This is a genomic window from Rhodococcus sp. KBS0724 (genome assembly GCF_005938745.2).
GTDB lineage: Bacteria > Actinomycetota > Actinomycetes > Mycobacteriales > Mycobacteriaceae > Rhodococcus_F.
This window is the reverse complement of record NZ_VCBX02000001.1, coordinates 1,086,560-1,110,175: the sequence shown is the minus strand read 5'-3', so window position 1 is coordinate 1,110,175 and position 23,616 is coordinate 1,086,560. Positions and strand designations below refer to the sequence as shown.

Below are 23,616 nucleotides of genomic sequence, written 5' to 3'. Positions count from 1 at the left end.
TCCTCGTGCCTTGCCCAGGGCAACCTTGCCTTGAATCGGACCGAGAATCGGACCGATCAGTCTTTGCTACGCAGCTAGCCGAAGCAGGGGAAGCCAGTGCGCAATTTCTGGAGCTCGGCTACCCGACGCGTCGACTCGCCCGTCACCTGCGGCCTCGGAGAATTCGAGGAGTCCGGTGACCAACAGCAACCACGTTCGAGCGTCCGTCTCGACGACGTTGGGTGGAGTGCCTCGAGTGTGACGTGGACCCTCGATACATTGCACCGCCACAAACGGCGGCACTCGCACCTCGACGCTCGATCCGGGAGCAATCTGTTCGAGGGTGCGCGCACTCATTTTCACTGCCGCGCCCAGTTCGGCGCGGGAAGGTTTCGGAAGCTCCGGATCTCGAAGCCACGGTCCGACAGCAAGGATCGCGGCACGAAATTCTGCGGGGTCGACCGCGCGGCGCGGTGGCATCAGTTCGTTCCCTGTCCGTTGGTGGCGATTCGAACGGCAAGTGCTCCACCGGCATTGGTCGCCAGGTGCAGCAACGCCGGCGCGAGGACGCTGCCACCTCTGCGGTGCAGCCACTCGAACAGCAACGCGGACGCGCCGGTGAAGGCCACTGCGGCGGGGACGTTGTCGCCGGCACCGCGCGCCGGCGCGACGTGCCACAACCCGAAGGTGAGTGCGTGCACGGCCTGCGCGCTCGGGCGGTTCAGTTCACGATTCCAGACCGCGGACATAGCGCTGCGGAACAACAATTCTTCGGACAGTACCGTGCCGAACGGGATGTGCAGGATGATCCATTCGAGGAAGTCTTCGCGGCCGTCGGCACGCTCGTCGGCAGCGAGGGTCGCGCGCAACGACGGAACCGCCAAGGCAACGCTGTAACCGGTAAGGACTGCCCCGGCTGCGGCTCCCCCGAACTGAGCACCGCCACGAATGCCGGTGTGGGCCAACCCCAATTCCTCACGGCTGTAACCACGTGCCCGCAGGACTCCGATGGCCGAGCACCCCACGACGGTGTTGACCACGGCCCGAGCGCGGGGTGAAAGTCCGAACGCCGGAAGCACCACGTTGCTCCACGTGATCGCGGCTACCGAGAGCGCGACCGACGCTACTCCCCTCACTTCTCCGGACCCTGGGACTTCAAGGCGGCAACCAACGACGTTCGCACCCGCTCGGTGTCGGCCGCCGTCCACTCTTCTGGTTGAACAACGCTGACCCAGCCGTCGAGCACGGAGGTTCCGTAGTTGTGGCCGTGCCCGTCCGGAACACCCGCAGCGTTACCGAGATCGGCAGAGACCTGCCAGAACGTGACGATCGGGAACCACTTCATCGACGGTGACCGGTCGAATCCGGGGATCTCCTTCAACCAGGGAGGACGGTTGAACATGAGATCGGTCGACCACCACACCACCGGATCGGACGGGTGCTGGATGAACAGCACATGGGGGTCCGGCCACGCCATTGCCTCAGTCGGAATATCTTCGGCGCGATCAGCAAACCGCACGCCGGCCAGACCGTCGGCGTAGACGGGAGCCACTTCGGTTGTGCCGGGGTCGCGTCGTTGCACTATCGAACGCCACAACGACGTCGCGTTGGGCGGGCCCACCCACAGGATTCCGTCGGCGGTCTCTCGGGCGGCTTGAAGAGTGTCGAAGGCTCCGGCCCCGGCCATGACGCCGAGGCTTTCGCCGTAGACCATGAACTTGGGTCTGGTGGCTTCCGGTTCCTGGAGCCATCTTTCGTGGACCCGCTCGATCAGCAGGCGTCCGGCAGCTTGCGCCTTTTCCTGGTCTGCGAGGAACGAAATCCAGCTCGGCAGATACGAGTACTGGCTGGCGACGAGCGCCGTATCGCCGTTTCCGACCAACTCGATCGCCTGCGCCGCTGTGGGATTCACCCAACCGGTGCCTGTCGTCGGAATGACAACCAGCACCTTGCGTTGGAAAGCGCCGGTCCTCTCCAGTTCCTTGATGACCAGATCCATGCGCTCATCCGGATCTTCGGCACTTTCCAAGCCCGCATAGACCCGGATGGGATCCATCGCGGGCTTGCCGTTGGCAGCTTCGAGTTCCTGCGCGTCCAATCCACGCGAGACGAAGTTCCGTCCCTCGAATCCCAATGTGTCCCAGGGAGCCGCAGATTCGGGACTGCCAGACTTCATCGGATCCTGTGGTTCGACGACGCCGTCCCTCGTGGTGGAGTTCTGCAGGCTGAAGATCGAGTTGGTCGCGGCGTAGATTCCGCGCACGAGCACGCCGTCGACCAGCATGAAGAACAGAACTGTCACAACCAGAATGCCGACGCCGTTGGCTACCGACCGTGACCAGCGGAAGCGTCGCATCAGGACGCGCGCAATGAGTTTCACGAGATCGTGCAGCAATCGCCACAACGCGATGAGTGAACCGCCGATCAGCACGCTCAGCCCGAGGGTGCGGATGTATCCGCTGGTGGTGGTGCCTTCCGCGCCGGTCAGCGCGGCGATTTCCCGCTGCCATCCCGCGGCGTAGACGAGCATGATGACGGCTGCCACGATCGACGCGACCGGAACGAAGATCTTGATCGCGCTCGGCACTGGTTCCGGGAGCGGCCACCATCGACGGCCGCGAAGCAGATACCGCTCCACAGCCCAACCGATTGCCGTTCCGACGCCGTAACCGATGGCCGAGTTGATACCGCCGATCAGTCCTTGGAACAGCCAATCACGTGGCAACAGTGAAGGAGTCAGTGACCAGCAGAAGAAGAATGCGGCAAACGCGATGCCGGTGAAGTCGAGTTTGAGGAGCCCCCACGCCCACTCGGTGAAGCGGTTGTCCAGCTTCTCGAGAGATGCGGGAACAGCCAGCCGCAGGTGATGTTCCTGCGGCTGGCTGTCAGAAGAAGTCAGTTCTCCGGAATCGACCATCTATCACCCGAACAATGCGGGCAGCGTTCCCTCGAAGGCCTCGCGGAGCTTGGCCATCGTGACGGAGAAGTGTCCCTGGACCTCGACCGAGTCGCTGCCCTCGTCGACGACGCCGATACGCGTCCACGGCAAGCCGCGAGCGGTGCACATTCCGGTGAAGCGGGTCTCTTCGGTGCGCGGAACCGCAACCAGGACGCGTCCCGACGATTCCGAGAACAGCGTGACGAACGGATCGGCGCCCTCGGGAATCAGGATGCGGCAACCGGTTTCACCGGCCAGCGCGGCTTCGACGACAGCCTGCGCCAGTCCACCCTCGGAGAGGTCGTGGGCTGCGGTGACGAGTCCGTCACGCGACGAAGCGAGCAGGATGTCGGCGAGCAGCTGCTCACGCGCGAGGTCGACCTTCGGCGGCACGCCACCGAGATGGCCGTGCTCGACCTGCGACCAGATGGAACCGTCGAACTCGTCGTGGGTGTCGCCGAGCAGGATCAGCGTCTCGCCGGGCTCGAGTCCGAGGCCCGTCGGGATGCGGCGATGAACGTCGTCGATCACACCGAGGACGGCAACCACTGGCGTCGGCAGGATCGCCGTGGTTCCGGTCTGGTTGTAGAAGCTGACGTTGCCGCCGGTGACCGGGATTCCGAGTGTGGCGCAGCCGTCGGCGAGACCGCGAACGGCCTGCTGGAACTGCCACATGACGCCCGGATCCTCGGGGGAACCGAAGTTGAGGCAGTTGGAGACGGCCTTGGGCGTTGCGCCCGTGACTGCCACGTTGCGGAATGCCTCGGCGAGAGCGAGCTGCGCACCGGTGTACGGGTCGAGCGCGGTGTACCGGCCGGAAGCGTCGGTGGAAAGGGCGATTCCGCGGCCGGTCTTCTCGTCGATGCGGATGACACCGCCGTCGGCGTTCTCGGCCAGAACGGTGTTGCCGCGGACGTAGCGGTCGTACTGCTCGGTGATCCACTTGCGGCTGCACAGAGCAGGCGAAGCGATCATCTTCAGCAGGGTGGCTTCGAGTTCTTCGTCCGTCTCGGGACGCTTGAGGCCTGCGGTCGTGTTCGCGATCAACGCGTCCTGGGTGGCCGGACGCTCGACGGGACGGTGGTAGACCGGGCCCTCGTGAGCGACGGTGCGCGGCGGAACGTCGACGACGGTCTCGCCGTGCCAGGAAATGGTGAGGTGCTCACCGTCGGTGACCTCGCCGATGTCGGTGGCCAGGACGTCCCACTTCTTGCAAACCTCCATGAACGCGTCGACGTTCTCGGGGGTGACCACGGCGCACATGCGCTCCTGCGATTCGCTGGAGAGCACCTCGGCCGGGGTCATGCCGGTGGCGCGCATCGGAACCTTTTCGAGGTTGATGTGCATGCCGCCGTCACCGGCTGCGGCCAGCTCGGAGGTGGCGCAGGACAGTCCGGCGCCGCCGAGGTCCTGGATACCGACAACGAGGCCGGCCTGGTAGAGGTCGAGACAGCACTCGATGAGTACCTTCTCGGTGAACGGGTCGCCCACCTGAACCGCGGGCAGCTTCTTACGTCCGCCACCGTCTCCGTCGAACGTCGCCGACGCGAGAACCGAGACGCCGCCGATTCCGTCGAGACCGGTGCGTGCGCCGAACAGGATGATCTTGTTGCCCGCACCCGAAGCGAAAGCCAGATGCAGATCCTCGACGCGCATGACGCCGGCTGCGAGGGCGTTGACCAGCGGGTTGCCTGCGTAGGACTCGTCGAAGACCGTCTCGCCGCCGATGTTGGGGAGGCCGAGGGAGTTTCCGTATCCACCGACACCGCGCACAACACCGTCGACGACGCGACGAGTATCGGGGGCGTCAGCAGCGCCGAAACGCAGCTGATCCATGACGGCAATCGGGCGAGCGCCCATGGCCATGATGTCGCGGACGATGCCGCCGACGCCGGTAGCCGCACCCTGGTATGGCTCGACGTACGACGGGTGGTTGTGGCTCTCGACCTTGAACGTGACTGCCCAGCCGTCACCGATATCGACGACGCCGGCGTTCTCACCGATACCGGCCAGCATGTTGGCGCGCATCTCGTCGGTGGTGGTCTTGCCGAAGTATCCGAGGTGGACCTTGGAGGACTTGTACGAGCAGTGCTCGCTCCACATCACCGAGTACATCGCCAGTTCGGCGTCCGTGGGACGGCGGCCCAGGATCTCCTTGATGCGAGCATATTCGTCGTCCTTGAGACCTAGCTCCTTGAACGGCTGAGCGGCATCGGGATCAGCCGATGCGTGCGTGACGGTATCGACCTGGTGAGCAGACACTGGAGAGGGGTCCCTTCCCTACGGGAGTCAAGAGCGAGCCGGCGCGGAGCGGGACACCACGAATGTGCCCAACGAAAGAACGTGCCGGGAGACAGTCTATCGGGGCGGGCCGACGACTTCCGCAGACGGCGGCACCGACGCGAGCGGTGGGTCCTCGAAGTCGTCCCGGTCACACTCGTTTACGGTTTCGGTAACCGGTCGGTTTTTATTTTCCGTCCGGTAGTGCCAGGTACTCGAACGGAAGGTTTCCCATGCCACAGGATGTGCGTCAGTCCGGCGTCGCGGCTCAATCCCAGTCGGTGACGACCCCGCTGACTCCCGCCGCGATTTTCCTGGTGGCGACGGTAAATCCCGGTGGGGAGAACACAACGCGCGCGCTGCTCGCCGACGTGGCCGGCCTGCAGCGGTCCGTGGGTCTGCGCGTTCCCGGTTCCGGTTTGGATGTGGTGACCAGCATCGGTTCGGACGTCTGGGATCGTTTGTTCGCCGGTCCGCGGCCTGCATTGCTGCGCCCGTTCACTGCTCTGCAGGGAGACGTCCATCACGCGCCGTCGACGCCCGGAGATCTGCTTTTCCACATTCGCGCGATGAGCATGGACGCGTGCTTCGAGGTAGCTCGTCAGATCACGAAACGCCTGCACGGCGCGGCCACAGTTGTCGACGAGATTCACGGTTTCCAGTACTTCGAGAACCGCGACCTCATCGGCTTCGTGGACGGAACCGAGAACCCGTCGGGTCGCGCTGCGATCGCGGCGGTGACCGTCGGCGACGAAGATCCCGATTTCTCGGGCGGTAGCTACGTCCATATCCAGCGATACATCCACAAGATGCGCGAGTGGGAAGCGATCACGGTCGACGAACAGGAACGGGTGATCGGCCGCACCAAACTCGAAGACATCGAGATGTCCAAGGACGTCATGCCGGCCAACTCACACGTCGCGCTCAACGCGATCAAGGACGAGGACGGCAACTCTCTCGAAATCTTGCGTGCCAACATGCCGTACGGACGCCTCGGCGATGACGAGATCGGCACATTCTTCATCGGGTACTGCGCCACTCCCGCCATCACCGAGCGCATGTTGGAGAACATGTTCCTCGGCTCACCGCGCGGCAACTACGACCGCCTTCTCGATTTCTCGACAGCGGTGACGGGTTCGATGTTCTTCACCCCGACCACCGAGTTCTTCGAGAAACTCCCGGCCAGCCCCTGCTAGCTCCTCGGTGTAAGGAACGCACCGAGAGCGTCCGCATACATCGTGATGTCGGCGGCGCCCATCAACTCTCGTGCCGAGTGCATCGCGAGTTGAGGTGCCCCGACGTCAACGGTGGACAGCCCGGTACGTGATGCGGTGATCGGTCCGATCGTGGAACCGCACGGCAGATCGGCCCGATGCACGTAGCGCTGCAACGGAACTCCCGCTTGGTCGCAGGCGAGCGCGAACTCACCGGCGCCGGCAGCATCCGTCGCGTATCGCAGGTTCTGGTTCACCTTGAGTACCGGCCCACCGTTGATCTCGATGCGGTGCGCGGGTTCGTGACGTTCGGGGTAGTTGGGATGCGTCGCATGTGCCATGTCGCCTGACGCGCACACCGAACCTGCCATTGCCTGCAGGAATTCACCGCGACCACCACCGCGGCCCAACACAATTCGTTCGAGGACCGTGTTGAGCAGATCCGAGAAGGCGCCGCGGTCTGACATGCTGCCCACCTCTTCGTGATCGAAGAGTGCAAGGACCGGAACAAAATCCGACGGCGACTCGACCGCGGCCAGAAGTGCTTGTGTACCGGCGTAGCACGTGCCCTGATTGTCGAGGCGCGGCGCGCTGACGAGCTCTTTGCCCAGGCCCACCACAGCGCTAGGGGCCAGGTCGTGAGTCATCAACTCCCAACCCAGAACGGATGATTCGGCAACTCCGGCCCGATCGGCGACAAATCCGATGAAGGACTTGGGCTTTGTACCCACACCCCAGATTCCGTTGACATGGCGCTGCGGGTCCAGAGTGACGCCCTTGCGATCCTCGGACAGATGGATCGCCAACTGTGGGACACGAAGAATCGGATCGTCGATGCGAACCAGCTTTTGCTCCACGGTGTTTCCCACCCGGACACTCAACCGACCGGAAATACCGAGATCGCGGTCGAGCCACGAGTTCAGTAAAGCTCCGCCGTACGGCTCGAGGCCCACCATCTGCCAGCCCGCCGATGTGAGATCCGGATGCTGCTTCACCCGCAAGTTCGGGCTGTCGGTATGACCGCCGACGATGCGGAACGGCGCGGAATCACCGACTGCGTCGGTGCTCCACGCGATCAGCGAACCGCCGCGTACCAGGAAATACCGTCCCGGCTCCGACGGCCACGCCTGAGTCTCCTGGAGTTCCACAAATCCGTTGGCTGCGAGCTGCGACGCCACAGTTGCACACACGTGGAACGGCGACGGCGACGAATCGACGAAACTGCACAGACCCGTAGCGTCGGCCCCGGTCAGAGAAGGGTGGGAAGTCATGTCCTTCATCATGCCCGACTACCCAGAGACTCAGCTGTGGGCGCCGGACACACAGAACTGATTGCCGTCGGGATCCGTCAGTGTGACCCAGCGGAATCCGTCCATGTTCTCGCGGTGGTGCTCCGATGCGCCGGCAGCTATCAGCCGCGACACTTCGGCGTCGAGGTCCTCGCTGCCCAGATCGAGGTGGATTCGGTTCTTTCCGGCCGTGGGATCCGGGACTTTCTGGAATGCAAAATTGGTGGACGCGCCGGGAACCTCGACGATGTAGAACCATCCGTCGTTCTCCTGTGCGACGGTGCCGCCCAACTGCTCGGCCCACCAGCGCGCGAGTGGACCCGGATCAAGGCTGTCGAATGTGATCATTCCCAGAGTCAGTGTCATGGGCCGACATTAAAGGAGGGCACCGACAATCGAGGCGGATTCTCTCAATCAGGAGCGACCGCAGCCGCCCCACCGGCTACCGGAATGCTTGCGACACCGATCGCGGCAGCAACAACGCCGACCGCTCCGAGAATCAGGTAGGCGTTGGCGTAACTCCCGGACCACGTGGAAAGCACGGTGCCGGCCCACGGACCCAACGCCATGACAATGACGATCGGCGCGGACACAATTCCGCTCAACCGACCGTAGTGCTCGCCTCCCCATCGGTCGGTGACGGCGGTGGCCTGGATCAGGGTGAAGATACCGCGGACCAGTCCAGCGCCGATCGTGATGCCGATCAAAGCGATCATCGAGCTTGCGAGTCCCAGCCAGGCGGCGCTCAATCCGGTGGCGGCGATGACGGATACGGTCCGCACGCGGACACTGGTCTTTGCAGCGAGCGGCAGGTAGAAGATGCGACCGATGACCTGACCGGCGCCGCCCAATCCGAGCGTGAGCGCGGCGAGAGCAGAACTGAAACCTCGTTCGACCAACAACGGCACGAGATTGAACACCGCGGCGGACGCGGCGAACGAACCGGCAGCGAGGGCAAGGGCGAGCGCAAGGAAGGCGGGACTGCCGGTGGCCTTGCGATAACCATCAGGTTGCGCCCCGACTTGACGAATCGGGTCGGGCCACCCACCCCGCAAACCCCAGACATGCCCGGGGACGGTGATGACGGCCAGAACCAGCGCGAGAACCAAGTAGGTTGTGCGCCAATCGAACCGTTCCACCAGGGTGGCAGCAATGGGCGCAAAAACGGTGCTGGCCAGACCGGCGGCAAGGGTCAGAATCATCAGCGCTTTGACATAACCGTCGCCGTACCAGCGGGTCAGCGCGGCGAACGCCGGTGGGTAAAGCACCGCACCCATCGAAACACCTGCGATTACCCACCCAACGAAAAACACTGGCACGGTCTCAGCGGTCGCGACGACAACCAATGCGGGCACCGCGAGCACGGAACCCGCAGTCATCACCCATCTCGGGCCACGGCGATCGAGGACCCGTCCGACCGGGATACCGACCACCGCGGCGACGAGCTGACTGACGGAGAATGCCGCGACGATCACGGTCGTCGACCATCCGGTGTCACGCGAAATCGATACCGACAGAACGGGAAACGCGTAGTACAGAATTCCCCAGCTGGTGATCTCGGTCAGGCACAGCGCCACCAGGACCCGCCGCAGCCCGGAAGGGGCCAGGCCGGCAGGCGGATCCTCGACAGTGGTCATCGGCTGGGTGCTATCCGCAGGAATTGGCGCTACCGGCGCGGCCGGAGAGCGAGATCAGCTGCGGAGCGGGGGCGCCGCAGCAACCGCCTTCGGTTTCCGCAGTATCGGGTTCGTCGAAAACGCCTGCACCACCGCAGACTCCGGTTTCCGGGAGGATCAACTCCACCCGAGCGGCGGCGGCGTGATCACCGGCAAGTTCCGCGGCGATGCTGCGAACCTGCTCGTAACCGGTCATGGCCAGGAACGTCGGCGCGCGACCGTAGCTCTTCATCCCGGCCAGGTACACGCCCGGTTCGGGATGCCGAAGTTCCTTCGCACCATGGGGATACACGGTGCCGCAGGAGTGGACGTTCGGGTCGATGAGCGGCGCAAGCTGTGTCGGCGCCTGCAGTACAGGGTCGAGGCCGAGGCGAATTTCCGAGAGCCAGGACAGGTCTGGACGGAAGCCGGTCAGTGCAACGACATTGTCGACGTTCTCGATCCGGGTACCGGCATCGGAGATCACCGTTATCTGACCGTTCCGCGCGGATTCCACACTCGCGGTGCGGAATCCGGTGACCACAGTGAGGAGTCCGTCGTCGACAGCCTTCTTTGCACGTAGTCCGAGTGCGCCGCGAGCTGGCAGTTCGTCAGATTCGCCACCACCGAACGCGGAACCGACACTCCCCCGCCGGACCACCCACGTGATTCGGGTGCCTTCCACCCCGAGCCCGGCCAACGCGACGATCGCCGTCAGCGCCGAATGACCACTACCCGCGATGACGGTGTGCTTTCCCGCAAACCGTGCGCGGGCCGACTTTTCGTCGAGATCGGGAACGCGATACGTGATCGCATCCCCGGCCGCCTTCTCACCGAGCGCCGGCAAACCCTCCCCGCCAAGAGGATTGGGCGTTCCCCAGGTCCCCGAAGCATCGACGACGCCGCGAGCGAAAATGCGATCCTCGAACCCGTCAGTGCGACGGATGTGAATCGAGAGGGGTTCGGAGTCTCGGCCGTCGTCGACTACCAGGTCGCGGCCACGTCGGGCGATCCCGATCACCTCGGTGCCGAATTGAACCGCATCGCCGAGCGCAGTAGCGAGCGGCTCGAGGTAGAGCCGACGCCACTGTTGCCCGGTCGGGTAAGTATCGGCGTCGGGCGAGTTCCACCCCTCCTGCTCGAGCAGACGCCGAGCCGCGGGGTCGACAAGTTCGGACCAACGCGAAAACAGCCGCACGTGATTCCATTCGGATATCGCCGCGCCCGCTACATCGCCGCGTTCGAACAGCAGCGGCGTCAATCCACGCTCGCGCAGCTGCGCGGCCGCAGCGAGACCTATCGGCCCGGCTCCGATCACGACAACAGGTAGCTCATCCATCACAAACACCCCTTCATCGACAACCATCAATCTTTCGGCCAACTATATTGACGAACGTCGATGAATGCAACCATCGACGGATGTCGATAGAGTGTGGATATGACTTCACTGCAGACCCCGACGGTGCGCGTCGGCAATTCGGCTCCGGGTCAGATCGGTTCGAATCTCCTCGAACAGACTGACGCCGACACGTATGCGCAGTGGTTCGCCTGCCTGGCCGAACCGATGCGGGTCCGACTCCTGCACCGCGTTGCGAGCGCTACCGGCGGGATTACCGTCGGTGCTCTCGCCGAAGCTCTGGGGATCGGACAACCGACGGTCTCTCACCACCTGCGCAAGCTCGCGGACGTGGGGTTCGTAGACCTGCGAAAGGATGGAACCAGCACTGTCGTGGCAATGAGTCCGACCTGCTGCGTCGCCTTGCCGCAGCCGGCCGACATCCTCATGGGGGTTCTTGCACCGCGACCTTGCTGCCCGACCGACTTACCCGACGACGTCACCGTGCGGGTGATGACCGACAACGACTGGGACGCAGTACTGCGGATTTACGGCGAAGGTATCGACACCCGTAACGCCACCTTCGCCACCGAGGTCCCCAGTCGTGCACAACTCGATGCGCAGTGGCTACCGAAACATCGATGGGTAGCGATCATCGAGGATGTCGTCGTGGGATGGGCGACCCTGAGCCGGGTCTCCGAGCGGGACTGCTACCGCGGGGTTGCCGAGAATTCCGTCTATGTCGCCGACGGGATGCGTGGCCGAGGTGCCGGAAAAGCGTTGCTACGCAAGCAGGTTATGTCCGCCGACGACGACGGCCTCTGGACCTTGCAGACCTCGATCTTCCCCGAGAACCGTGCGTCCATCTCGCTACACCACTCCGCAGGTTTCCGGACGATCGGCATCCGCGAGAAGATCGCCCAACTCGACGGCGTCTGGCGTGACACCGTCCTCCTCGAACGCCGATCAGCGACCGAGCCCGCCTAGCCTGGCCGGACGGTTCGGACTTTGCCGAATTGCGCCCTATTTCGATATCTGTCAATATTGACGAATGTCGAATCAAGACGTGCCGGAATCCGACGCGTGCTGCACCCCGCTCGTCCGCGAACCCTTGACCGAAGACTGGGCCGGCGACCTGGCCCGGATGTTCAAGGCACTCGGCGACCCCGTGCGACTACGCCTGCTGAGCCTGGTGGCCAGCCACAAGGGTGGAGAAGCCTGCGTCTGCGACATCTCCGACACCTTCGACCTGTCTCAGCCGACCATCTCGCATCACCTCAAGGTCCTGCGCCAGGCCGGGCTGCTCGACTGCGAGCGACGTGGCACATGGGTGTACTACTGGGTTGTTCCCGCTGCATTACAACAGCTTTCAGCGGTCCTCCTGGTCGAAGGATCCCCCGCAGACGGATGCGTCGAGGTCACCGCATGAGCACCGCCGCCACAACCGAGAATCCCCCAGTTGTGGGAAAGCTCTCCACACTCGACCGATTTCTACCGGTGTGGATCGGTGTTGCCATGGTCGCGGGACTGCTACTGGGTCGCTGGATTCCCGGCTTGAACAGTGCCATCGAGAAGGTGCAGATCGACGGCATCTCGTTGCCGATCGCGTTGGGCTTGCTGATCATGATGTACCCGGTACTCGCGAAGGTCCGCTACGACCGCCTCGACACGGTCACCGGCGACAAGAAACTCCTTGCCGGATCGCTGTTCCTGAACTGGATCCTCGGGCCTGCGTTGATGTTCGCCCTTGCCTGGCTGATGCTGCCCGACCTTCCTGAATACCGAACCGGCCTGATCATCGTCGGCCTTGCCCGATGTATCGCAATGGTCATCATCTGGAACGACCTGGCCTGCGGAGACCGTGAAGCTGCTGCGGTCCTGGTTGCCATCAACTCGGTGTTCCAGGTGATCATGTTCACGGTGCTCGGCTGGTTCTACCTATCCGTTCTCCCCGGGTGGCTCGGCCTCGAGCAGACAACGATCGACACATCCCCGTGGCAGATCGCCAAGTCCGTGCTGATCTTTCTCGGCATCCCGTTGCTCGCCGGCTTCCTGTCCCGCTTTTTCGGCGAGCGGTCAAAGGGTCGAGACTGGTACGACAACACGTTCATTCCCAGGATCAGCCCGTGGGCGCTCTACGGCCTGCTGTTCACTATCGTTGTCCTGTTCTCGCTGCAAGGCGAGCAGATCACGTCGCAGCCGTGGGACGTTGTCCGCATAGCGCTTCCCCTACTGGCGTACTTCGCCCTGATGTGGGGCGGCGGCTACATCCTCGGTGCCACAATGGGATTGGGATACGAACGCACTACCACACTCGCATTCACCGCAGCGGGAAACAATTTCGAATTGGCGATCGCCGTTGCCATCGCCACGTACGGCGCCACGTCCGGCCAAGCACTCGCCGGTGTCGTCGGCCCGCTGATCGAGGTACCGGTGCTGGTCGGCTTGGTTTACGTCTCGCTTGCCCTACGTAAACGCTTTGCCGTCCAATCCATTTCACCCGCATCTTGAGAGCTCTTTTGTGAAAGGAACCCAAAACTCATGTCCGACAAGCCCAGCGTTCTGTTTGTGTGCGTCCACAATGCCGGCCGGTCACAGATGGCGGCCGGTTTCCTGAATCATCTCGCCGCTGGTTCCATCGAGGTTCGCTCAGCCGGATCCGCTCCTGCCGAGAGCATCAATTCCGCTGCGGTCGAGGCAATGGCAGAGTTGGGTATCGATATCTCCGACCAAACTCCGAAGATTCTCACCGCCGATGCAGTGCAGAATTCGGATGTTGTCATCACGATGGGTTGCGGTGATACATGCCCGGTCTTCCCGGGTACAAGCTACCGAGACTGGGTTCTCGATGATCCGGCCGGAGCGGGTATCGACGCCGTCCGACCTATCCGGGACAAGATCAAGGCCCAGGTACAGGCACTTGTCGACGAACTCACAGCCTCACCGGTCTAGCTACTGCTACCTAATCTGCAGTGTGGTTTTCGCTGCGTTCCGACTGCGTCAAGTGCGCGCACGCCTGCACCAACAGTGCAAGTGACTCATCGGACAACCCCTCCGCGACACGCATGAACCGGAGTACCCACAGGTCCGACACCTCGACGTCGTCGTTGCGACCGACCTCGGCCAACCAGTCAAGGACGATCTTCCGGGGATCTTGCCCCAGGAATGCCTGACCATCCGTCAACACCCCACCGGCCATGTCCCACTGCGCATCCGAGCATGACAACACCGCCGCAAGGTGCCGACGAGTGAGCACCGTTCCCGATTCTGCCGCAGACTGGAACACGACGCCGAGACGCTCTGCCAAACCTCCGCTGCCGGCTTGTCGACTGTCCATGTCGGACAACTCATTCGAGCTGTCGAGACTGATTGCCTGACGAGACATAGGTACGCCTTCCATGTTGCTACCTCTACCGGTTTCGTAAATAACGGTCGTATGTCGTAACGGCCATCCGTACGCCGTGGATGCCGTTCACATTTGGCCTGTTCACCAGGTTGACCGTTACAGGTTACCCAGATCTGTAAAGAAACGGCAAGTGTTTTGTTACATTCGCCCGAAAACTTCTTTTGTAGTGAACTATCCATCACAAACAAAGTACCGGTAGGTATGTATACAAGAGCGACCAGTACCTGCGGGGTAAGTACTGTGCGGACTCGAGTAGGACTACGCATCCACTCCAGATGCTTTGACCTGCACACTTCATGCCATGAGCACACCGACAGCACCCTCGAAGAGCACAGCGGCATTTTTTGCCCAGGCCGGAATAGCGTTTGCCGTCAGCTTCGTAGGCACACTCGTGGGCATCGCCTACCTGCCCATCGACGCCTGGCAGCGCGGATTCCTCGGAATGTCGCTGCTGTTTCTGGTGACGAGCACATTCACCCTGGCAAAGGTGATTCGTGATCAGCAGGAGGCCTCCACCGTCCGCGTTCGTGTCGACGAAGCCCGACTCGACAAGCTGATCGCGGAGCACGATCCATTCAAAGCTGCGGCGTGAGCACTTTCGACTGCCCCGCAGTGACCGGTGGTTGCCGCAGATCCAACCGTCGTAGCAATTGAGCGTTGACGGCAACCACCACGGTCGACACCGACATCAAGATCGCGCCCACTTCCATGGGCAGCACAAAACCGACAGGCGCCAGCACGCCAGCGGCCAAGGGAACCGAAATCGCGTTGTAACCCGCTGCCCACCATAAGTTCTGGACCATTTTCCGGTACGTTGCGTGCGACAGCTCGATCACCGACGCCACCGCTCGCGGATCATCGCTTGCCAGAACAACTCCCGCCGACGCGATTGCGACGTCAGTACCGGCCCCGATGGCAATACCGACATCAGCCTGCGCCAATGCGGGAGCATCGTTCACTCCGTCTCCGACCATCGCTACCCGACGACCGGCTGCCTGCAGCTGCGACACCTCAGCACCCTTGTCCTGCGGCAGAACCTCCGCGAACACAGCGTCGATACCCAGTGTTCCGGCCACCGAATGTGCAACTGCACTGGCATCGCCGGTCACCATCGCTACGCTGACACCACGAGCATGAAGCGCGTCGACAGCCAGAGCGGACTCCGGCCGGATCTCGTCGGCCAGCGCCAACGCGCCGATCACGACGTTATTCCTCACCACATGCAGAACCGTCGAACCTTCCCGCAACCAACCTTCGGTTCCGGGAATCGCCTCAGCACCTGCAGCTCTCAACATTCCCGGCCCGCCGACGCCGATGCTCGCCCCGTCGACCTTCGCGGTAACGCCGATTCCGTTGTGCGCCTGGAACTTCGAACCGGAAGTGAGAGACAGGTTTCTCGCGCGTGCGGCGGCGACTATCGCACGGCCCAACGGATGTTCACTGTCGAACTCCACCGATGCAGCGTCGCGCACAACCTGATCCTCGGTGTATCCCTGCGCCGCAAGCACTCCGACGACCGCTGGTTCTCCCTTTGTGAGAGTTCCGGTTTTGTCGAAGAGAACTGTGTCGACGTTGCGCATGTTCTCGAGTGCCATGCGGTCGGTAACCAGAATCCCGGCTCGCGCAGCACGTTCCGTCGCGATCGACACCACCAACGGGATTGCCAGTCCCAGCGCGTGTGGACAGGCAATCACCAGGACGGTGATAGTGCGGGTCACCGCGTCCTCGGGAGTTCCCCAGGCTATCCAGGCGGCAGCCGTCAGCACCGCAGCACCCAGCGCGTACCAGAACAGAAGTGCCGCAGCCTTGTCTGCCACCACCTGCGCCCGGCTCGACGAATTCTGCGCCTGCTCCACGAGACGCCTGATCCCGGCGAGAGCAGTGTCTTCACCAACGGCCGTGACTCGCACTCGCAGAGCGGAATCCGTCGCCACTGTGCCCGCAACCACTCGGTCGCCGATCGTGCGCCGCACCGTTTTCGACTCACCGGTGATCATGGACTCGTCCATGTCCGCGCCGCCCTCGACGACGGTTCCGTCCGAGGGGACACGTGCGCCGGGTCTGACAATCACGAGGTCACCGGTTTCCAGGGCACTGGTCGCCACAGTTTCGACCTCGTCCCCGACCAGTCGCTCCGCCTCGTCCGGCAGTAGCGCGGCGAGCGAGTCCAATGCGCTGGACGTCTGGCTCAGCGAACGCATCTCGATCCAGTGCCCCAGCAACATGATGACGATGAGGAGTGCCAGCTCCCACCAGAAGTCGAGGGTGTGGTCGACCCAATGCAGACTTGCCGCCCACGACGCGAAGAACGCCACCGTGATCGCCAATGCGATCAGCAGCATCATTCCTGGTTGCCTGGCACGAATTTCGGACACTCCGCCGGTGAGGAACGGCTTGCCACCCCAGAAATACATCACCGTGCCGAGGACCGGCGATATCCACTGCACCGCGATGTTGTCCGGCAGTGTGTATCCGATCAGATCGGCGAACATCGCGTCTGCGGCAACTACCGGGAGGGCGATGACAAGCATGATCACGAACAATTTCCGGAACTGTGCGACGTGGTCGCCATGTCCCGTGTGGCTATGGTCCATGTTGTTGTCCATGCGGCTGTGATCCATGCGGTCATCTCCCCTGCCGTCAGAACTGAAGGTATGCCCGATCCAGCACCTCTACAAGCGCATGCACAACTACAGGGCCGCCAGCATCGTCTGCATCTGGACGATCTCGGCCTGCTGAGCGGCGATGATCTCTTCTGCCAGCTTCTCGGTCGTCGAATCCAGTCCCGAATCGAGTTCGGTCTGTGACATCGTGATCGCGCCGGTGTGATGTTCGATCATCATGGTCAGCCACATCTTGTCAAACTCGACACCCTGGGCATCCATCATCGCGGCCATGTCGTCATCCGACATCATCCCGGGCATGTCCGCCATCCCGACCCCGTGGCCGCCATGGTCCATCCCGGCCATCGGGTTGGATGCCGGGTCCGGACGCCCCCACTGTGTCAGCATCTCCGACATCTGCTGCATTTCCGGACCCTGAGCAGCTTCGATCTGCGCTGCCAGTGCGATCAGTTCAGCGTTATCCGTCCGCCCGTCAACCATTTTTGCCATGTCGAGCGCCTGGGCGTGGTGTGGGTACATGCCCTCCAAGAACTCGATGTCCGCTGCGTTGACTCCCTGCGGGATAGCGGACTGGGAGGCCGATATCGATATCTCAGCTGGGGTCGTTTGCGCCGAATTACCTCCGTCCGAACAACCGGCGATCACCAACGTGCCCGCCGCCAAGACGGGAACGAACTTCACCAAACCACTCTTGAGAGAGAACACCACGACAACACTCCTGAGAATCAGACTTCACACTAAACTTATTACTGTGCAACAACTTCCGAGATCCGATCTTTCGAAGCGTGCGTTCACCACGATACCGACGAGAGCGCGCCGAATCCCGTGATAATCCCTCGAAACGGTGTACCTTCATCGAATCTTCACAGTCCGCCGGAAGGCGCCGATATCACCTCGCCGCTCGGCTAACCTGACATCATGAACTCCGAATCCGGACACTCACGCACCGAGGGAGCTGACCGTGTCCTGGTAGTCGAGGACGAGCCGGCACTCGCCAAGGTGGTAGCCAATTACCTTGCGCGCGAAGGTTTTCACGTCCGCATCGCTCACGACGGTCCGACCGCAGTTGCGGCAGCCCATGATTTCGGGCCTTCCCTCGTCGTTCTGGATCTGATGCTCCCAGGATTCGACGGCATGGAAGTCTGCCGACGAATCCGCAGCTTCTCCGACGCCTACATCCTGATGCTCTCGGCCCGCGGCGACGAGTCAGACAAGGTCGCGGGACTAGCAGCCGGTGCCGACGACTACGTTGTGAAACCCTTCGGACCTCGCGAACTTGTCGCGCGCGTCAAAGCGCTTCTGCGTAGACCTCGTGCGTCCAGTCTGATGTCCGAGCCGTTGCCGACGCCGGACGGCCTCGACATCGACGTGATCGCACGGACCGTGCGCGTCGACGAAACGCCAGTCGACCTGACCCCCACCGAGTTCGAACTTCTCGCCGCCCTCGCTGCCAGGCCCGACGCCGCGCTGAGCCGAAGCGACATCATCACGGCGGTCTGGGGTTCATCGTGGTTCGGTGATCAGCACATCGTCGACGTCCACATCCGCGCACTCCGACGCAAACTCGGCGACGACGCAGCAGATCCCCGATTCATCCGGACCGTCCGCGGCATGGGTTACGCACTGAGGTCGTCATGAATCGCCTCGGCTTGCGCGGCAGGTTGCTGGTCGCGCAGATTGTCGTCCTACTGGCATGCTGCGTGACGATCGCTGCGGTCGCCGTCGCGATCGCGGCGCCACTGTTCCACAATCACCTCGCGATGGCGGGAATCGAAGACGACAACGTCCGCCTGCACACCGAAGAAGCCTTCGGCCAAACAATCTTCGTGGCATTGCTGAGCGGCATAGCGGTTGCACTCGTCGGCGCGAGTATCGCTGCGGTGTATGTCGTTCGACGGATTACCGCCCCCATCGGGCGACTCGCGGTCGCGGCGCAGAGCGTCGCCGAAGGCAGGTACGACGTCCACATCGAGAAGTCGGAGGTCGACTCGGATTTCACCCGCCTGGAAGGCGCATTTTCCGACATGGCCGAGCGACTCGATCACTCCGATCGCGTCCGCAAGCGCCTGCTGGCGGATCTGGCCCACGAATTACGCACTCCGGTATCAACTTTGGCGGCCTACGTGGACGGCCTCGAGGATGGTGTACTCGAGGCCGACGGCACGTCGTGGGCAGTGATGCGCGATCAACTGGAACGACTGCGACGGCTCGCCCACGATCTCTCCGACGTTTCCGCGGCCGACGAGCATGCCCTCGATCTCATTCTCGCTGTCGAAGACCTCAGCGATATCGTGTGCAGCACAACAACTGCCGTCGCACCACGGTTCGAGGAACGTGCCGTGACACTGTCTGCGGCGACACCGGCGCACCCGGCGAGAGTTCGGGTCGATCGCCAGCGGATCGAACAAATTCTGTCCAATCTTCTCGAGAATGCGTTGCGGCACACACCAGGCGGGGGCAGTGTCACCGTGACCGTGACAGAATCGCCCGACCACGTTTTTGTCGCTGTAGCCGACACCGGCGAGGGCATTCCGGAGGATCAACTGGAGTCTGTGTTCGACAGGTTTCATCGCGGTGAGAGTTCCGACGGTTCCGGATTGGGGCTGACTATTGCGCGGAGTCTCGCGCGCGCCCACGGCGGCACTTTGACGGCTCGGCCGAATCCGCTCGGCGGCACCATTCTCGAGCTTGTGCTGCCTGCCCTCCCCACGGAGCGAAAGGTACGTCCGTCGCCGTGAAGGCGTCGAAAGGTACGTTCGCTCGAAATGGGGGTGGCATGAAACCGGGCAACTCGGGCGCCACAACAAACAACAGCGCCCGCCAATCAGACGAACTGGTGGGCGGGCGCTGCCGGGAAAGATGTATCAGGCGTTGACGATGGAATCCAATGCCGAGTAGAACAAGCCGAGTCCGTCGTCGCTGGGGCCCGTAAGAGCCTCGGTGGCGTGCTCGGGGTGCGGCATGAGTCCGACGACGCGGCCGTTGGCGGAGGAAATACCCGCGATACGACGCTGTGAGCCGTTGGGGTTCTCTTCCGAGTAACGGAATACGACGCGGCCTTCGCCTTCGAGTTCGTCGAGAACGTTCTCCGACGCCTGGAAACGACCTTCACCCGACTTGAGGGGGATGAGGATCTGAGCGCCGGCCTCGTAACGTGAAGACCAAGCCGTGTTGGTGGCTTCGACGGTCAGCCACTCGTCGCGGCAGATGAAGTGCAGGCCCTGGTTGCGGGTGAGGGCTCCGGGGAGCAAACCTGCTTCGCAGAGAATCTGGAAGCCGTTGCAGATTCCGAGGACGGGCATGCCGCCCTTCGCTGCTTCGACGACCTTGCCCATGGCTGGGGCGAACCGTGCGATCGCGCCACAGCGAAGGTAATCGCCGTAGGAGAATCCACCGGGGACGATGACTGCGTCGACGCCCTTGAGGTCGGCATCGCCGTGCCACAGTGCCACAGCTTCACCGCCTGCCAGGTTCACCGCGCGAGCTGCGTCGACGTCGTCGAGTGTGCCCGGAAAGGTGATAACTCCAATACGTGCGCTCATGCCTCGACGCGCCTGACGGTCCAATCTTCGATCACCGTGTTGGCCAGGAGGCCTTCGGCGATCTTCTCGAGTTCGGCATCTTCGACGCTGCCGTCGATTTCCAACTCGAACCGCTTGCCCTGACGGACATCGGATACTCCTGCAAAGCCCAGGCGAGACAGTGCCCCGACAATGGCCTGTCCCTGGGGGTCGAGAATCTCGGCCTTGGGCATGACTTCGACGACGACACGGGCCACGTGCTGCTCCTCGGTACTAGTGCGCGAACCCAGAGTGAAACACCGGGTACCGACGAGTTTACCGGGCGCAGTCTGGAACCTTCGCATCGAGTGAGAGCTGGGGTGACGCCCACCACCCGTAAAAGGCATACTCGAAATCATGCGACTGACACATTTTGGCCATTCCTGTGTACTTGTCGAATTGAACGGTTCGAAAATCCTCTTCGATCCCGGCAATTTCTCACACGGTTTCGAGGGCATAACCGGCCTCGACGCCATTCTCGTGACACATCAGCATCCGGATCATGCGGATCCGGCGCGCCTGCCCGCTCTCGTCGACGCCAATCCCGATGCGGCTTTGTACAGCGATCCGCAGACGGCGGCCAAGCTCGGTGGCCGATGGAATGCCGTCCGGGCGGGCGAGCGCTTCAGCATCGGGGAGGTCGAGGTGACCGGCGCCGGCGGCGAGCACGCGATCATTCATCCGGATTTGCCGATGATCGACAACACCGCTTTCCTACTGGGCGATGCCGTCAATCCGGCCCTGTTCATGCACCCGGGTGATTCGTTGGTCGTGCCGGAGCAGACCGTCGATGTTCTTGCTTTGCCTGCCGCGGCGCCGTGGTTGAAGATCTGGGAAGCCGTCGACTATCTCCGAGCAGTAGCTCCTCGTGTCGCGGTGCCTATTCATCAGGGCATTCTCCGCGAGGAGGCGTCAGGCATCTTCTACGGTCGTTACACCGATATGGCCCCCGCCGGCACCGAGTTCCGGGTGCTCGACGAGGAATCCGATATCGAGATTGCGTAGTTAAGAGTTCTTTACGCCTTCACCTTGACGATGATCCAGCCGGTGCTTGTCCCACCGTTCGTGTCGGTGAGGGTGTAGAGAATCTTGTCGGTGCCCGTCTTCGATCCGGCTTTGAACACCACCTTGCCGTTGTCGAGTTTCACGGTGCCACCGAGCAGAGAGGTTGCCGGGGCGCCGGTCACCGAGATCGAATCTCCGTTGCTGTCATGATCATTCGCGACTGCGTCGATCGTGGCGGTTGCCCCTGATTTGACCTCCGCGGTATCGAGTGCAGCGTAGGGCGGCAATGCCGTCGCGGTGTAGCGTCCGACGTCGTCGAGTCGAGCGGCGGCGACCTCTGCAGTGTCGACGATGGAAGCAAATTCGGTGCCGTCGAATCTGGACAGATCATTGCCGTTCATGATGGTGCGCCCCTCCGCACCACCGCCCTGGTAGTCGTCGGCATAAAAGTTGTGGCCAAGTTCGTGGCGGAGCACGCGAGCGAAGTTGCCGTCACCTTCCGCGCCGACGTGCGCGTAGCTGTGGTCGGTCAGAAACTGGGAGTAGTAGGCGTTTCCGCCACCGGACTTGCACACCACGGTTGCCTGGTCGACGGTGGTGCCGACCTTGTCTGACCACTCGCTCTCGAGCGCATCGAAGTTTTCGCACGTGGTCTTGTACGGATCGCTGGCAGAGTCGGCCCGAAGGATAACTTGGCCGACGACCGGCCGAACTCCGACATCCCTCATCCAGATCACCGCAGTTCGCGCAATCGATTCCTCGACGCGATCCAGTGCAACCGCTGGACTGCCGGCGGCGTGGGCGGAATACCACTGCCCGCTCAGATCCAATCCGATCTCGAACTGCTTCACACTCTTTCCGACACCGGCCGCCGAACTGGTCGCGATGGGAGTGGTCGGCCACGTGGGCGCCGCATCGGTGGGCGCGGAACTGCGGGCAACAACACTCGAACCGACAAAGTCGATGGAGGCGCCTCGGTCGAAGATCACCTGTCCGCGAAGGGTTCCGGTGGAATCGACGATGGCAGCAACAACGGCGTCGGGATGACCGTCGACACTTCCGAGATACGAACGCGGTGCCGGTAATTCCGAATCAACAAGAGCACCACCGGATTTCTGCACGGACATCCGGAAATCCTTGCCACGTAGATCTACCTTGTCCAACCGCAAGGTCAAAGGCGAACCCTGGTCGTCGACGGTGGCAACGAGGGCTCCCTTGCCCGATTCGCTCGAACCGCCGTCCAGGCTGCCGGTGGACAGCGAACCCAGGTCGAGGGGTGCCGCGGTTGCCACCGTGGGTACCAGTGCAGCGCAGGCGAGCGCGCCCACCGCCGCGGTGAGACGTCGATTGGCCGACTTCGAGAACACTCGTGCGCGCATGGTTGTATCCCAGCCCGATCTACTAGCGGTGAATTAACTGGAAGCACCGTAGCATCGAACTGAGGCGTCGACCACACCTCCGAGGACGATTGTCCGGTTTGCCCACAAACGGCCGGATTTCCGAGAAATACCGTGACTGATCACCGAAAAGCCAGCGAACACACATTCCAGTGCTCGAGCGAGGGCGCAGGTGGACAATCCAGCTACTCAATAGTTGCCAGACGCGACTTTTAGGCTGCGCCCAGTTCCGATGCCGGCGAGTTCCACCGGTACACCTGCGATGTCGCCTCATGGAAGAGCGCAAGGTCGATCGCGTCGAGCATTGCCCGACGCGGCCCTTCGTTCCCCAACTGCTTGGCCGAAATCGACAGTCGGACAAGACCGCCGCGCTTTGCGGTACGGCCGGCCCCGAGAATGAGAGCCCGGCACCACCACGGTTCGACCTTGAAACCCTCACCGATTCCGAGCACCCGACCTCGCTGAGACGTTCCCCGTGCAAGGTCGTGCACAGCGCCGAGGCCGGCCATCGAGCGAAATCCTGCCTCGGGCAGCACCGACATCGCTCCGGGGGACGCCACCCAGCGGGGTGGAGCGAACACTCTCGTGCGCAGTCCTGCCTGCTCGAGCACTCGATCTGCGGCCAGCAGACGCAGCTTTGCTTCATGTTTGGACAACGTGGCGAACTCCGCGCGTCGACGCTTGGTCGCCGCCTGATCGTAGCCGTGCAATACGACGGCATCCCCGTGCTCGCGGCGTTCACGCAGCCAGGCCGCTGTGACGGCGTCGTCGGCGAGTCGGTATTTGTCCTTGAGCCTCGGCGCCACGAGGAGGGAAAGTCGCACTCCCCTGGCATCCATCTCGTCTGCGAATCCCGCAGCGAGATAACATGTCTCGTCTCTGATACCGGACACTGACACGATCAGCTCAGCAGACATGCCTCTGATGATGGCA

The 23,616-nt window shown here is 62.7% G+C and carries 24 protein-coding genes; 9 read left to right on the top strand and 15 right to left on the bottom strand.

Features of this window, described 5'->3' with window-relative positions:
- Positions 1 to 66: 66 nt before the first annotated feature.
- From FFI94_RS05105 to purL, 4 genes are read right to left on the bottom strand one after another with little or no spacing between them, the layout of a single operon-like run.
- Positions 67 to 459, bottom strand: a complete 393-nt coding sequence (locus FFI94_RS05105) for a sterol carrier family protein (RefSeq protein WP_138872037.1) — start codon at positions 457 to 459, stop codon at positions 67 to 69.
- The gene (locus FFI94_RS05100; protein WP_138872036.1) at positions 459 to 1,115 is read right to left on the bottom strand and encodes a CPBP family intramembrane glutamic endopeptidase; all 657 of its coding nucleotides are present in this window, start codon (positions 1,113 to 1,115) and stop codon (positions 459 to 461) included. Before FFI94_RS05100 ends, FFI94_RS05105 begins: the two co-directional genes overlap by 1 nt.
- Positions 1,112 to 2,896 carry an alpha/beta-hydrolase family protein gene (locus FFI94_RS05095; RefSeq protein WP_138872035.1) on the bottom strand — a complete coding sequence of 595 codons (1,785 nt, stop codon included), beginning with the start codon at positions 2,894 to 2,896 and terminating at the stop codon, positions 1,112 to 1,114. The genes FFI94_RS05100 and FFI94_RS05095 overlap by 4 nt, the downstream gene beginning before the upstream one ends.
- 3 nt (positions 2,897 to 2,899) lie before the next feature.
- Positions 2,900 to 5,179, bottom strand: coding sequence for a phosphoribosylformylglycinamidine synthase subunit PurL (gene purL, locus FFI94_RS05090; protein WP_138872034.1), 2,280 nt, complete (start codon positions 5,177 to 5,179; stop codon positions 2,900 to 2,902).
- A gap of 251 nt (positions 5,180 to 5,430) precedes the next feature.
- On the opposite strand from purL, the gene FFI94_RS05085 reads away from it, so the two are divergent.
- Positions 5,431 to 6,393, top strand: a complete 963-nt coding sequence (locus FFI94_RS05085; RefSeq protein ID WP_138872033.1) for a Dyp-type peroxidase — start codon at positions 5,431 to 5,433, stop codon at positions 6,391 to 6,393.
- Here the strand turns inward: FFI94_RS05085 and FFI94_RS05080 are convergent.
- Genes FFI94_RS05080 through FFI94_RS05065 form a run of 4 tightly spaced genes read right to left on the bottom strand, consistent with a single transcriptional unit; the run spans position 6,390 to position 10,694 of the window.
- Positions 6,390 to 7,682, bottom strand: coding sequence for a M18 family aminopeptidase (locus FFI94_RS05080; RefSeq protein ID WP_138872032.1), 1,293 nt, complete (start codon positions 7,680 to 7,682; stop codon positions 6,390 to 6,392). The two genes, FFI94_RS05085 and FFI94_RS05080, sit on opposite strands and share 4 nt — an antisense overlap.
- Positions 7,683 to 7,712: 30 nt before the next feature.
- Positions 7,713 to 8,066: a VOC family protein gene (locus tag FFI94_RS05075; RefSeq protein ID WP_138872031.1), complete on the bottom strand. Its 354-nt coding sequence runs from the start codon at positions 8,064 to 8,066 to the stop codon at positions 7,713 to 7,715.
- Positions 8,067 to 8,110: 44 nt separating this feature from the next.
- Complete coding sequence (locus tag FFI94_RS05070; protein WP_138872030.1) at positions 8,111 to 9,337, bottom strand: MFS transporter; 1,227 nt, start codon at positions 9,335 to 9,337, stop codon at positions 8,111 to 8,113.
- A 10-nt stretch (positions 9,338 to 9,347) separates the two neighbouring features.
- Positions 9,348 to 10,694, bottom strand: coding sequence for an FAD-dependent oxidoreductase (locus FFI94_RS05065; protein WP_138872029.1), 1,347 nt, complete (start codon positions 10,692 to 10,694; stop codon positions 9,348 to 9,350).
- A 99-nt stretch (positions 10,695 to 10,793) separates the two neighbouring features.
- Between FFI94_RS05065 and FFI94_RS05060 the strand changes: the two genes are divergently transcribed.
- From FFI94_RS05060 to FFI94_RS05045, 4 genes are all read left to right on the top strand, one after another.
- A complete protein-coding gene (locus FFI94_RS05060; protein ID WP_138872028.1) occupies positions 10,794 to 11,678 on the top strand; it encodes a metalloregulator ArsR/SmtB family transcription factor in 885 nt (294 codons plus the stop codon).
- 64 nt (positions 11,679 to 11,742) lie between these two features.
- On the top strand, positions 11,743 to 12,120 hold the full coding sequence (locus FFI94_RS05055; protein ID WP_138872027.1) for a helix-turn-helix transcriptional regulator: 378 nt from the start codon (positions 11,743 to 11,745) through the stop codon (positions 12,118 to 12,120).
- The gene (gene arsB / locus FFI94_RS05050; protein WP_138872026.1) at positions 12,117 to 13,202 is read left to right on the top strand and encodes an ACR3 family arsenite efflux transporter; all 1,086 of its coding nucleotides are present in this window, start codon (positions 12,117 to 12,119) and stop codon (positions 13,200 to 13,202) included. The genes FFI94_RS05055 and arsB overlap by 4 nt, the downstream gene beginning before the upstream one ends.
- Before the next feature lie 30 nt (positions 13,203 to 13,232).
- Positions 13,233 to 13,643, top strand: a complete 411-nt coding sequence (locus FFI94_RS05045; RefSeq protein WP_138872025.1) for an arsenate reductase ArsC — start codon at positions 13,233 to 13,235, stop codon at positions 13,641 to 13,643.
- A gap of 10 nt (positions 13,644 to 13,653) precedes the next feature.
- Here FFI94_RS05045 and FFI94_RS05040 read toward each other — a convergent pair whose 3' ends face one another.
- Entirely contained in the window at positions 13,654 to 14,091 is a 438-nt protein-coding gene (locus tag FFI94_RS05040) for a hypothetical protein (protein WP_138872024.1), read from the bottom strand.
- 307 nt (positions 14,092 to 14,398) lie between these two features.
- Between FFI94_RS05040 and FFI94_RS05035 the strand changes: the two genes are divergently transcribed.
- Positions 14,399 to 14,689: a YiaA/YiaB family inner membrane protein gene (locus FFI94_RS05035; RefSeq protein ID WP_138872023.1), complete on the top strand. Its 291-nt coding sequence runs from the start codon at positions 14,399 to 14,401 to the stop codon at positions 14,687 to 14,689.
- Here the strand turns inward: FFI94_RS05035 and FFI94_RS05030 are convergent.
- Both FFI94_RS05030 and FFI94_RS05025 read right to left on the bottom strand, forming a co-directional pair.
- The gene (locus tag FFI94_RS05030) at positions 14,673 to 16,718 is read right to left on the bottom strand and encodes a heavy metal translocating P-type ATPase (protein WP_138872022.1); all 2,046 of its coding nucleotides are present in this window, start codon (positions 16,716 to 16,718) and stop codon (positions 14,673 to 14,675) included. The two genes, FFI94_RS05035 and FFI94_RS05030, sit on opposite strands and share 17 nt — an antisense overlap.
- 69 nt (positions 16,719 to 16,787) lie before the next feature.
- Entirely contained in the window at positions 16,788 to 17,426 is a 639-nt protein-coding gene (locus tag FFI94_RS05025) for a DUF305 domain-containing protein (protein ID WP_138873602.1), read from the bottom strand.
- A 213-nt stretch (positions 17,427 to 17,639) separates the two neighbouring features.
- On the opposite strand from FFI94_RS05025, the gene FFI94_RS05020 reads away from it, so the two are divergent.
- Together FFI94_RS05020 and FFI94_RS05015 are read left to right on the top strand one after the other, a co-directional pair.
- On the top strand, positions 17,640 to 18,359 hold the full coding sequence (locus FFI94_RS05020) for a response regulator transcription factor (protein WP_138872021.1): 720 nt from the start codon (positions 17,640 to 17,642) through the stop codon (positions 18,357 to 18,359).
- On the top strand, positions 18,356 to 19,459 hold the full coding sequence (locus FFI94_RS05015; protein ID WP_138872020.1) for a cell wall metabolism sensor histidine kinase WalK: 1,104 nt from the start codon (positions 18,356 to 18,358) through the stop codon (positions 19,457 to 19,459). The genes FFI94_RS05020 and FFI94_RS05015 overlap by 4 nt, the downstream gene beginning before the upstream one ends.
- A 126-nt stretch (positions 19,460 to 19,585) precedes the next feature.
- Here FFI94_RS05015 and purQ read toward each other — a convergent pair whose 3' ends face one another.
- Positions 19,586 to 20,263: a phosphoribosylformylglycinamidine synthase subunit PurQ gene (gene purQ, locus FFI94_RS05010; protein WP_033233932.1), complete on the bottom strand. Its 678-nt coding sequence runs from the start codon at positions 20,261 to 20,263 to the stop codon at positions 19,586 to 19,588.
- Positions 20,260 to 20,499 carry a phosphoribosylformylglycinamidine synthase subunit PurS gene (gene purS / locus FFI94_RS05005; protein ID WP_003945817.1) on the bottom strand — a complete coding sequence of 80 codons (240 nt, stop codon included), beginning with the start codon at positions 20,497 to 20,499 and terminating at the stop codon, positions 20,260 to 20,262. Before purS ends, purQ begins: the two co-directional genes overlap by 4 nt.
- A 139-nt stretch (positions 20,500 to 20,638) precedes the next feature.
- Here purS and FFI94_RS05000 point away from each other — a divergent pair, with 139 nt between their 5' ends.
- Positions 20,639 to 21,286 (top strand): MBL fold metallo-hydrolase, encoded by a 648-nt coding sequence (locus FFI94_RS05000; protein WP_138872019.1) that lies wholly within the window; start codon positions 20,639 to 20,641, stop codon positions 21,284 to 21,286.
- Between the two features lie 11 nt (positions 21,287 to 21,297).
- Here FFI94_RS05000 and FFI94_RS04995 read toward each other — a convergent pair whose 3' ends face one another.
- Positions 21,298 to 22,665 carry an Ig-like domain-containing protein gene (locus FFI94_RS04995; protein ID WP_138872018.1) on the bottom strand — a complete coding sequence of 456 codons (1,368 nt, stop codon included), beginning with the start codon at positions 22,663 to 22,665 and terminating at the stop codon, positions 21,298 to 21,300.
- Positions 22,666 to 22,895: 230 nt separating this feature from the next.
- The gene (locus tag FFI94_RS04990) at positions 22,896 to 23,600 is read right to left on the bottom strand and encodes a DUF2334 domain-containing protein (RefSeq protein ID WP_138872017.1); all 705 of its coding nucleotides are present in this window, start codon (positions 23,598 to 23,600) and stop codon (positions 22,896 to 22,898) included.
- Positions 23,601 to 23,616 lie beyond the last annotated feature (16 nt).

Excerpts from the sequence above, each read along its gene's own strand:
- FFI94_RS05105 (WP_138872037.1), bottom strand. The coding sequence starts at position 459 with ATGCCACCGCGCCGCGCGGTCGACCCCGCAGAATTTCGTGCCGCGATC.
- FFI94_RS05095 (WP_138872035.1), bottom strand. The coding sequence starts at position 2,896 with ATGGTCGATTCCGGAGAACTGACTTCTTCTGACAGCCAGCCGCAGGAA.
- FFI94_RS05085 (WP_138872033.1), top strand. The coding sequence starts at position 5,431 with ATGCCACAGGATGTGCGTCAGTCCGGCGTCGCGGCTCAATCCCAGTCG.
- FFI94_RS05080 (WP_138872032.1), bottom strand. The coding sequence starts at position 7,682 with ATGACTTCCCACCCTTCTCTGACCGGGGCCGACGCTACGGGTCTGTGC.
- FFI94_RS05075 (WP_138872031.1), bottom strand. The coding sequence starts at position 8,066 with ATGACACTGACTCTGGGAATGATCACATTCGACAGCCTTGATCCGGGT.
- FFI94_RS05070 (WP_138872030.1), bottom strand. The coding sequence starts at position 9,337 with ATGACCACTGTCGAGGATCCGCCTGCCGGCCTGGCCCCTTCCGGGCTG.
- FFI94_RS05065 (WP_138872029.1), bottom strand. The coding sequence starts at position 10,694 with ATGGATGAGCTACCTGTTGTCGTGATCGGAGCCGGGCCGATAGGTCTC.
- FFI94_RS05060 (WP_138872028.1), top strand. The coding sequence starts at position 10,794 with ATGACTTCACTGCAGACCCCGACGGTGCGCGTCGGCAATTCGGCTCCG.
- FFI94_RS05055 (WP_138872027.1), top strand. The coding sequence starts at position 11,743 with ATGTCGAATCAAGACGTGCCGGAATCCGACGCGTGCTGCACCCCGCTC.
- arsB (WP_138872026.1), top strand. The coding sequence starts at position 12,117 with ATGAGCACCGCCGCCACAACCGAGAATCCCCCAGTTGTGGGAAAGCTC.
- FFI94_RS05045 (WP_138872025.1), top strand. The coding sequence starts at position 13,233 with ATGTCCGACAAGCCCAGCGTTCTGTTTGTGTGCGTCCACAATGCCGGC.
- FFI94_RS05040 (WP_138872024.1), bottom strand. The coding sequence starts at position 14,091 with ATGGAAGGCGTACCTATGTCTCGTCAGGCAATCAGTCTCGACAGCTCG.
- FFI94_RS05035 (WP_138872023.1), top strand. The coding sequence starts at position 14,399 with ATGAGCACACCGACAGCACCCTCGAAGAGCACAGCGGCATTTTTTGCC.
- FFI94_RS05030 (WP_138872022.1), bottom strand. The coding sequence starts at position 16,718 with ATGGATCACAGCCGCATGGACAACAACATGGACCATAGCCACACGGGA.
- FFI94_RS05020 (WP_138872021.1), top strand. The coding sequence starts at position 17,640 with ATGAACTCCGAATCCGGACACTCACGCACCGAGGGAGCTGACCGTGTC.
- FFI94_RS05015 (WP_138872020.1), top strand. The coding sequence starts at position 18,356 with ATGAATCGCCTCGGCTTGCGCGGCAGGTTGCTGGTCGCGCAGATTGTC.
- purQ (WP_033233932.1), bottom strand. The coding sequence starts at position 20,263 with ATGAGCGCACGTATTGGAGTTATCACCTTTCCGGGCACACTCGACGAC.
- FFI94_RS05000 (WP_138872019.1), top strand. The coding sequence starts at position 20,639 with ATGCGACTGACACATTTTGGCCATTCCTGTGTACTTGTCGAATTGAAC.
- FFI94_RS04995 (WP_138872018.1), bottom strand. The coding sequence starts at position 22,665 with ATGCGCGCACGAGTGTTCTCGAAGTCGGCCAATCGACGTCTCACCGCG.
- FFI94_RS04990 (WP_138872017.1), bottom strand. The coding sequence starts at position 23,600 with ATGTCTGCTGAGCTGATCGTGTCAGTGTCCGGTATCAGAGACGAGACA.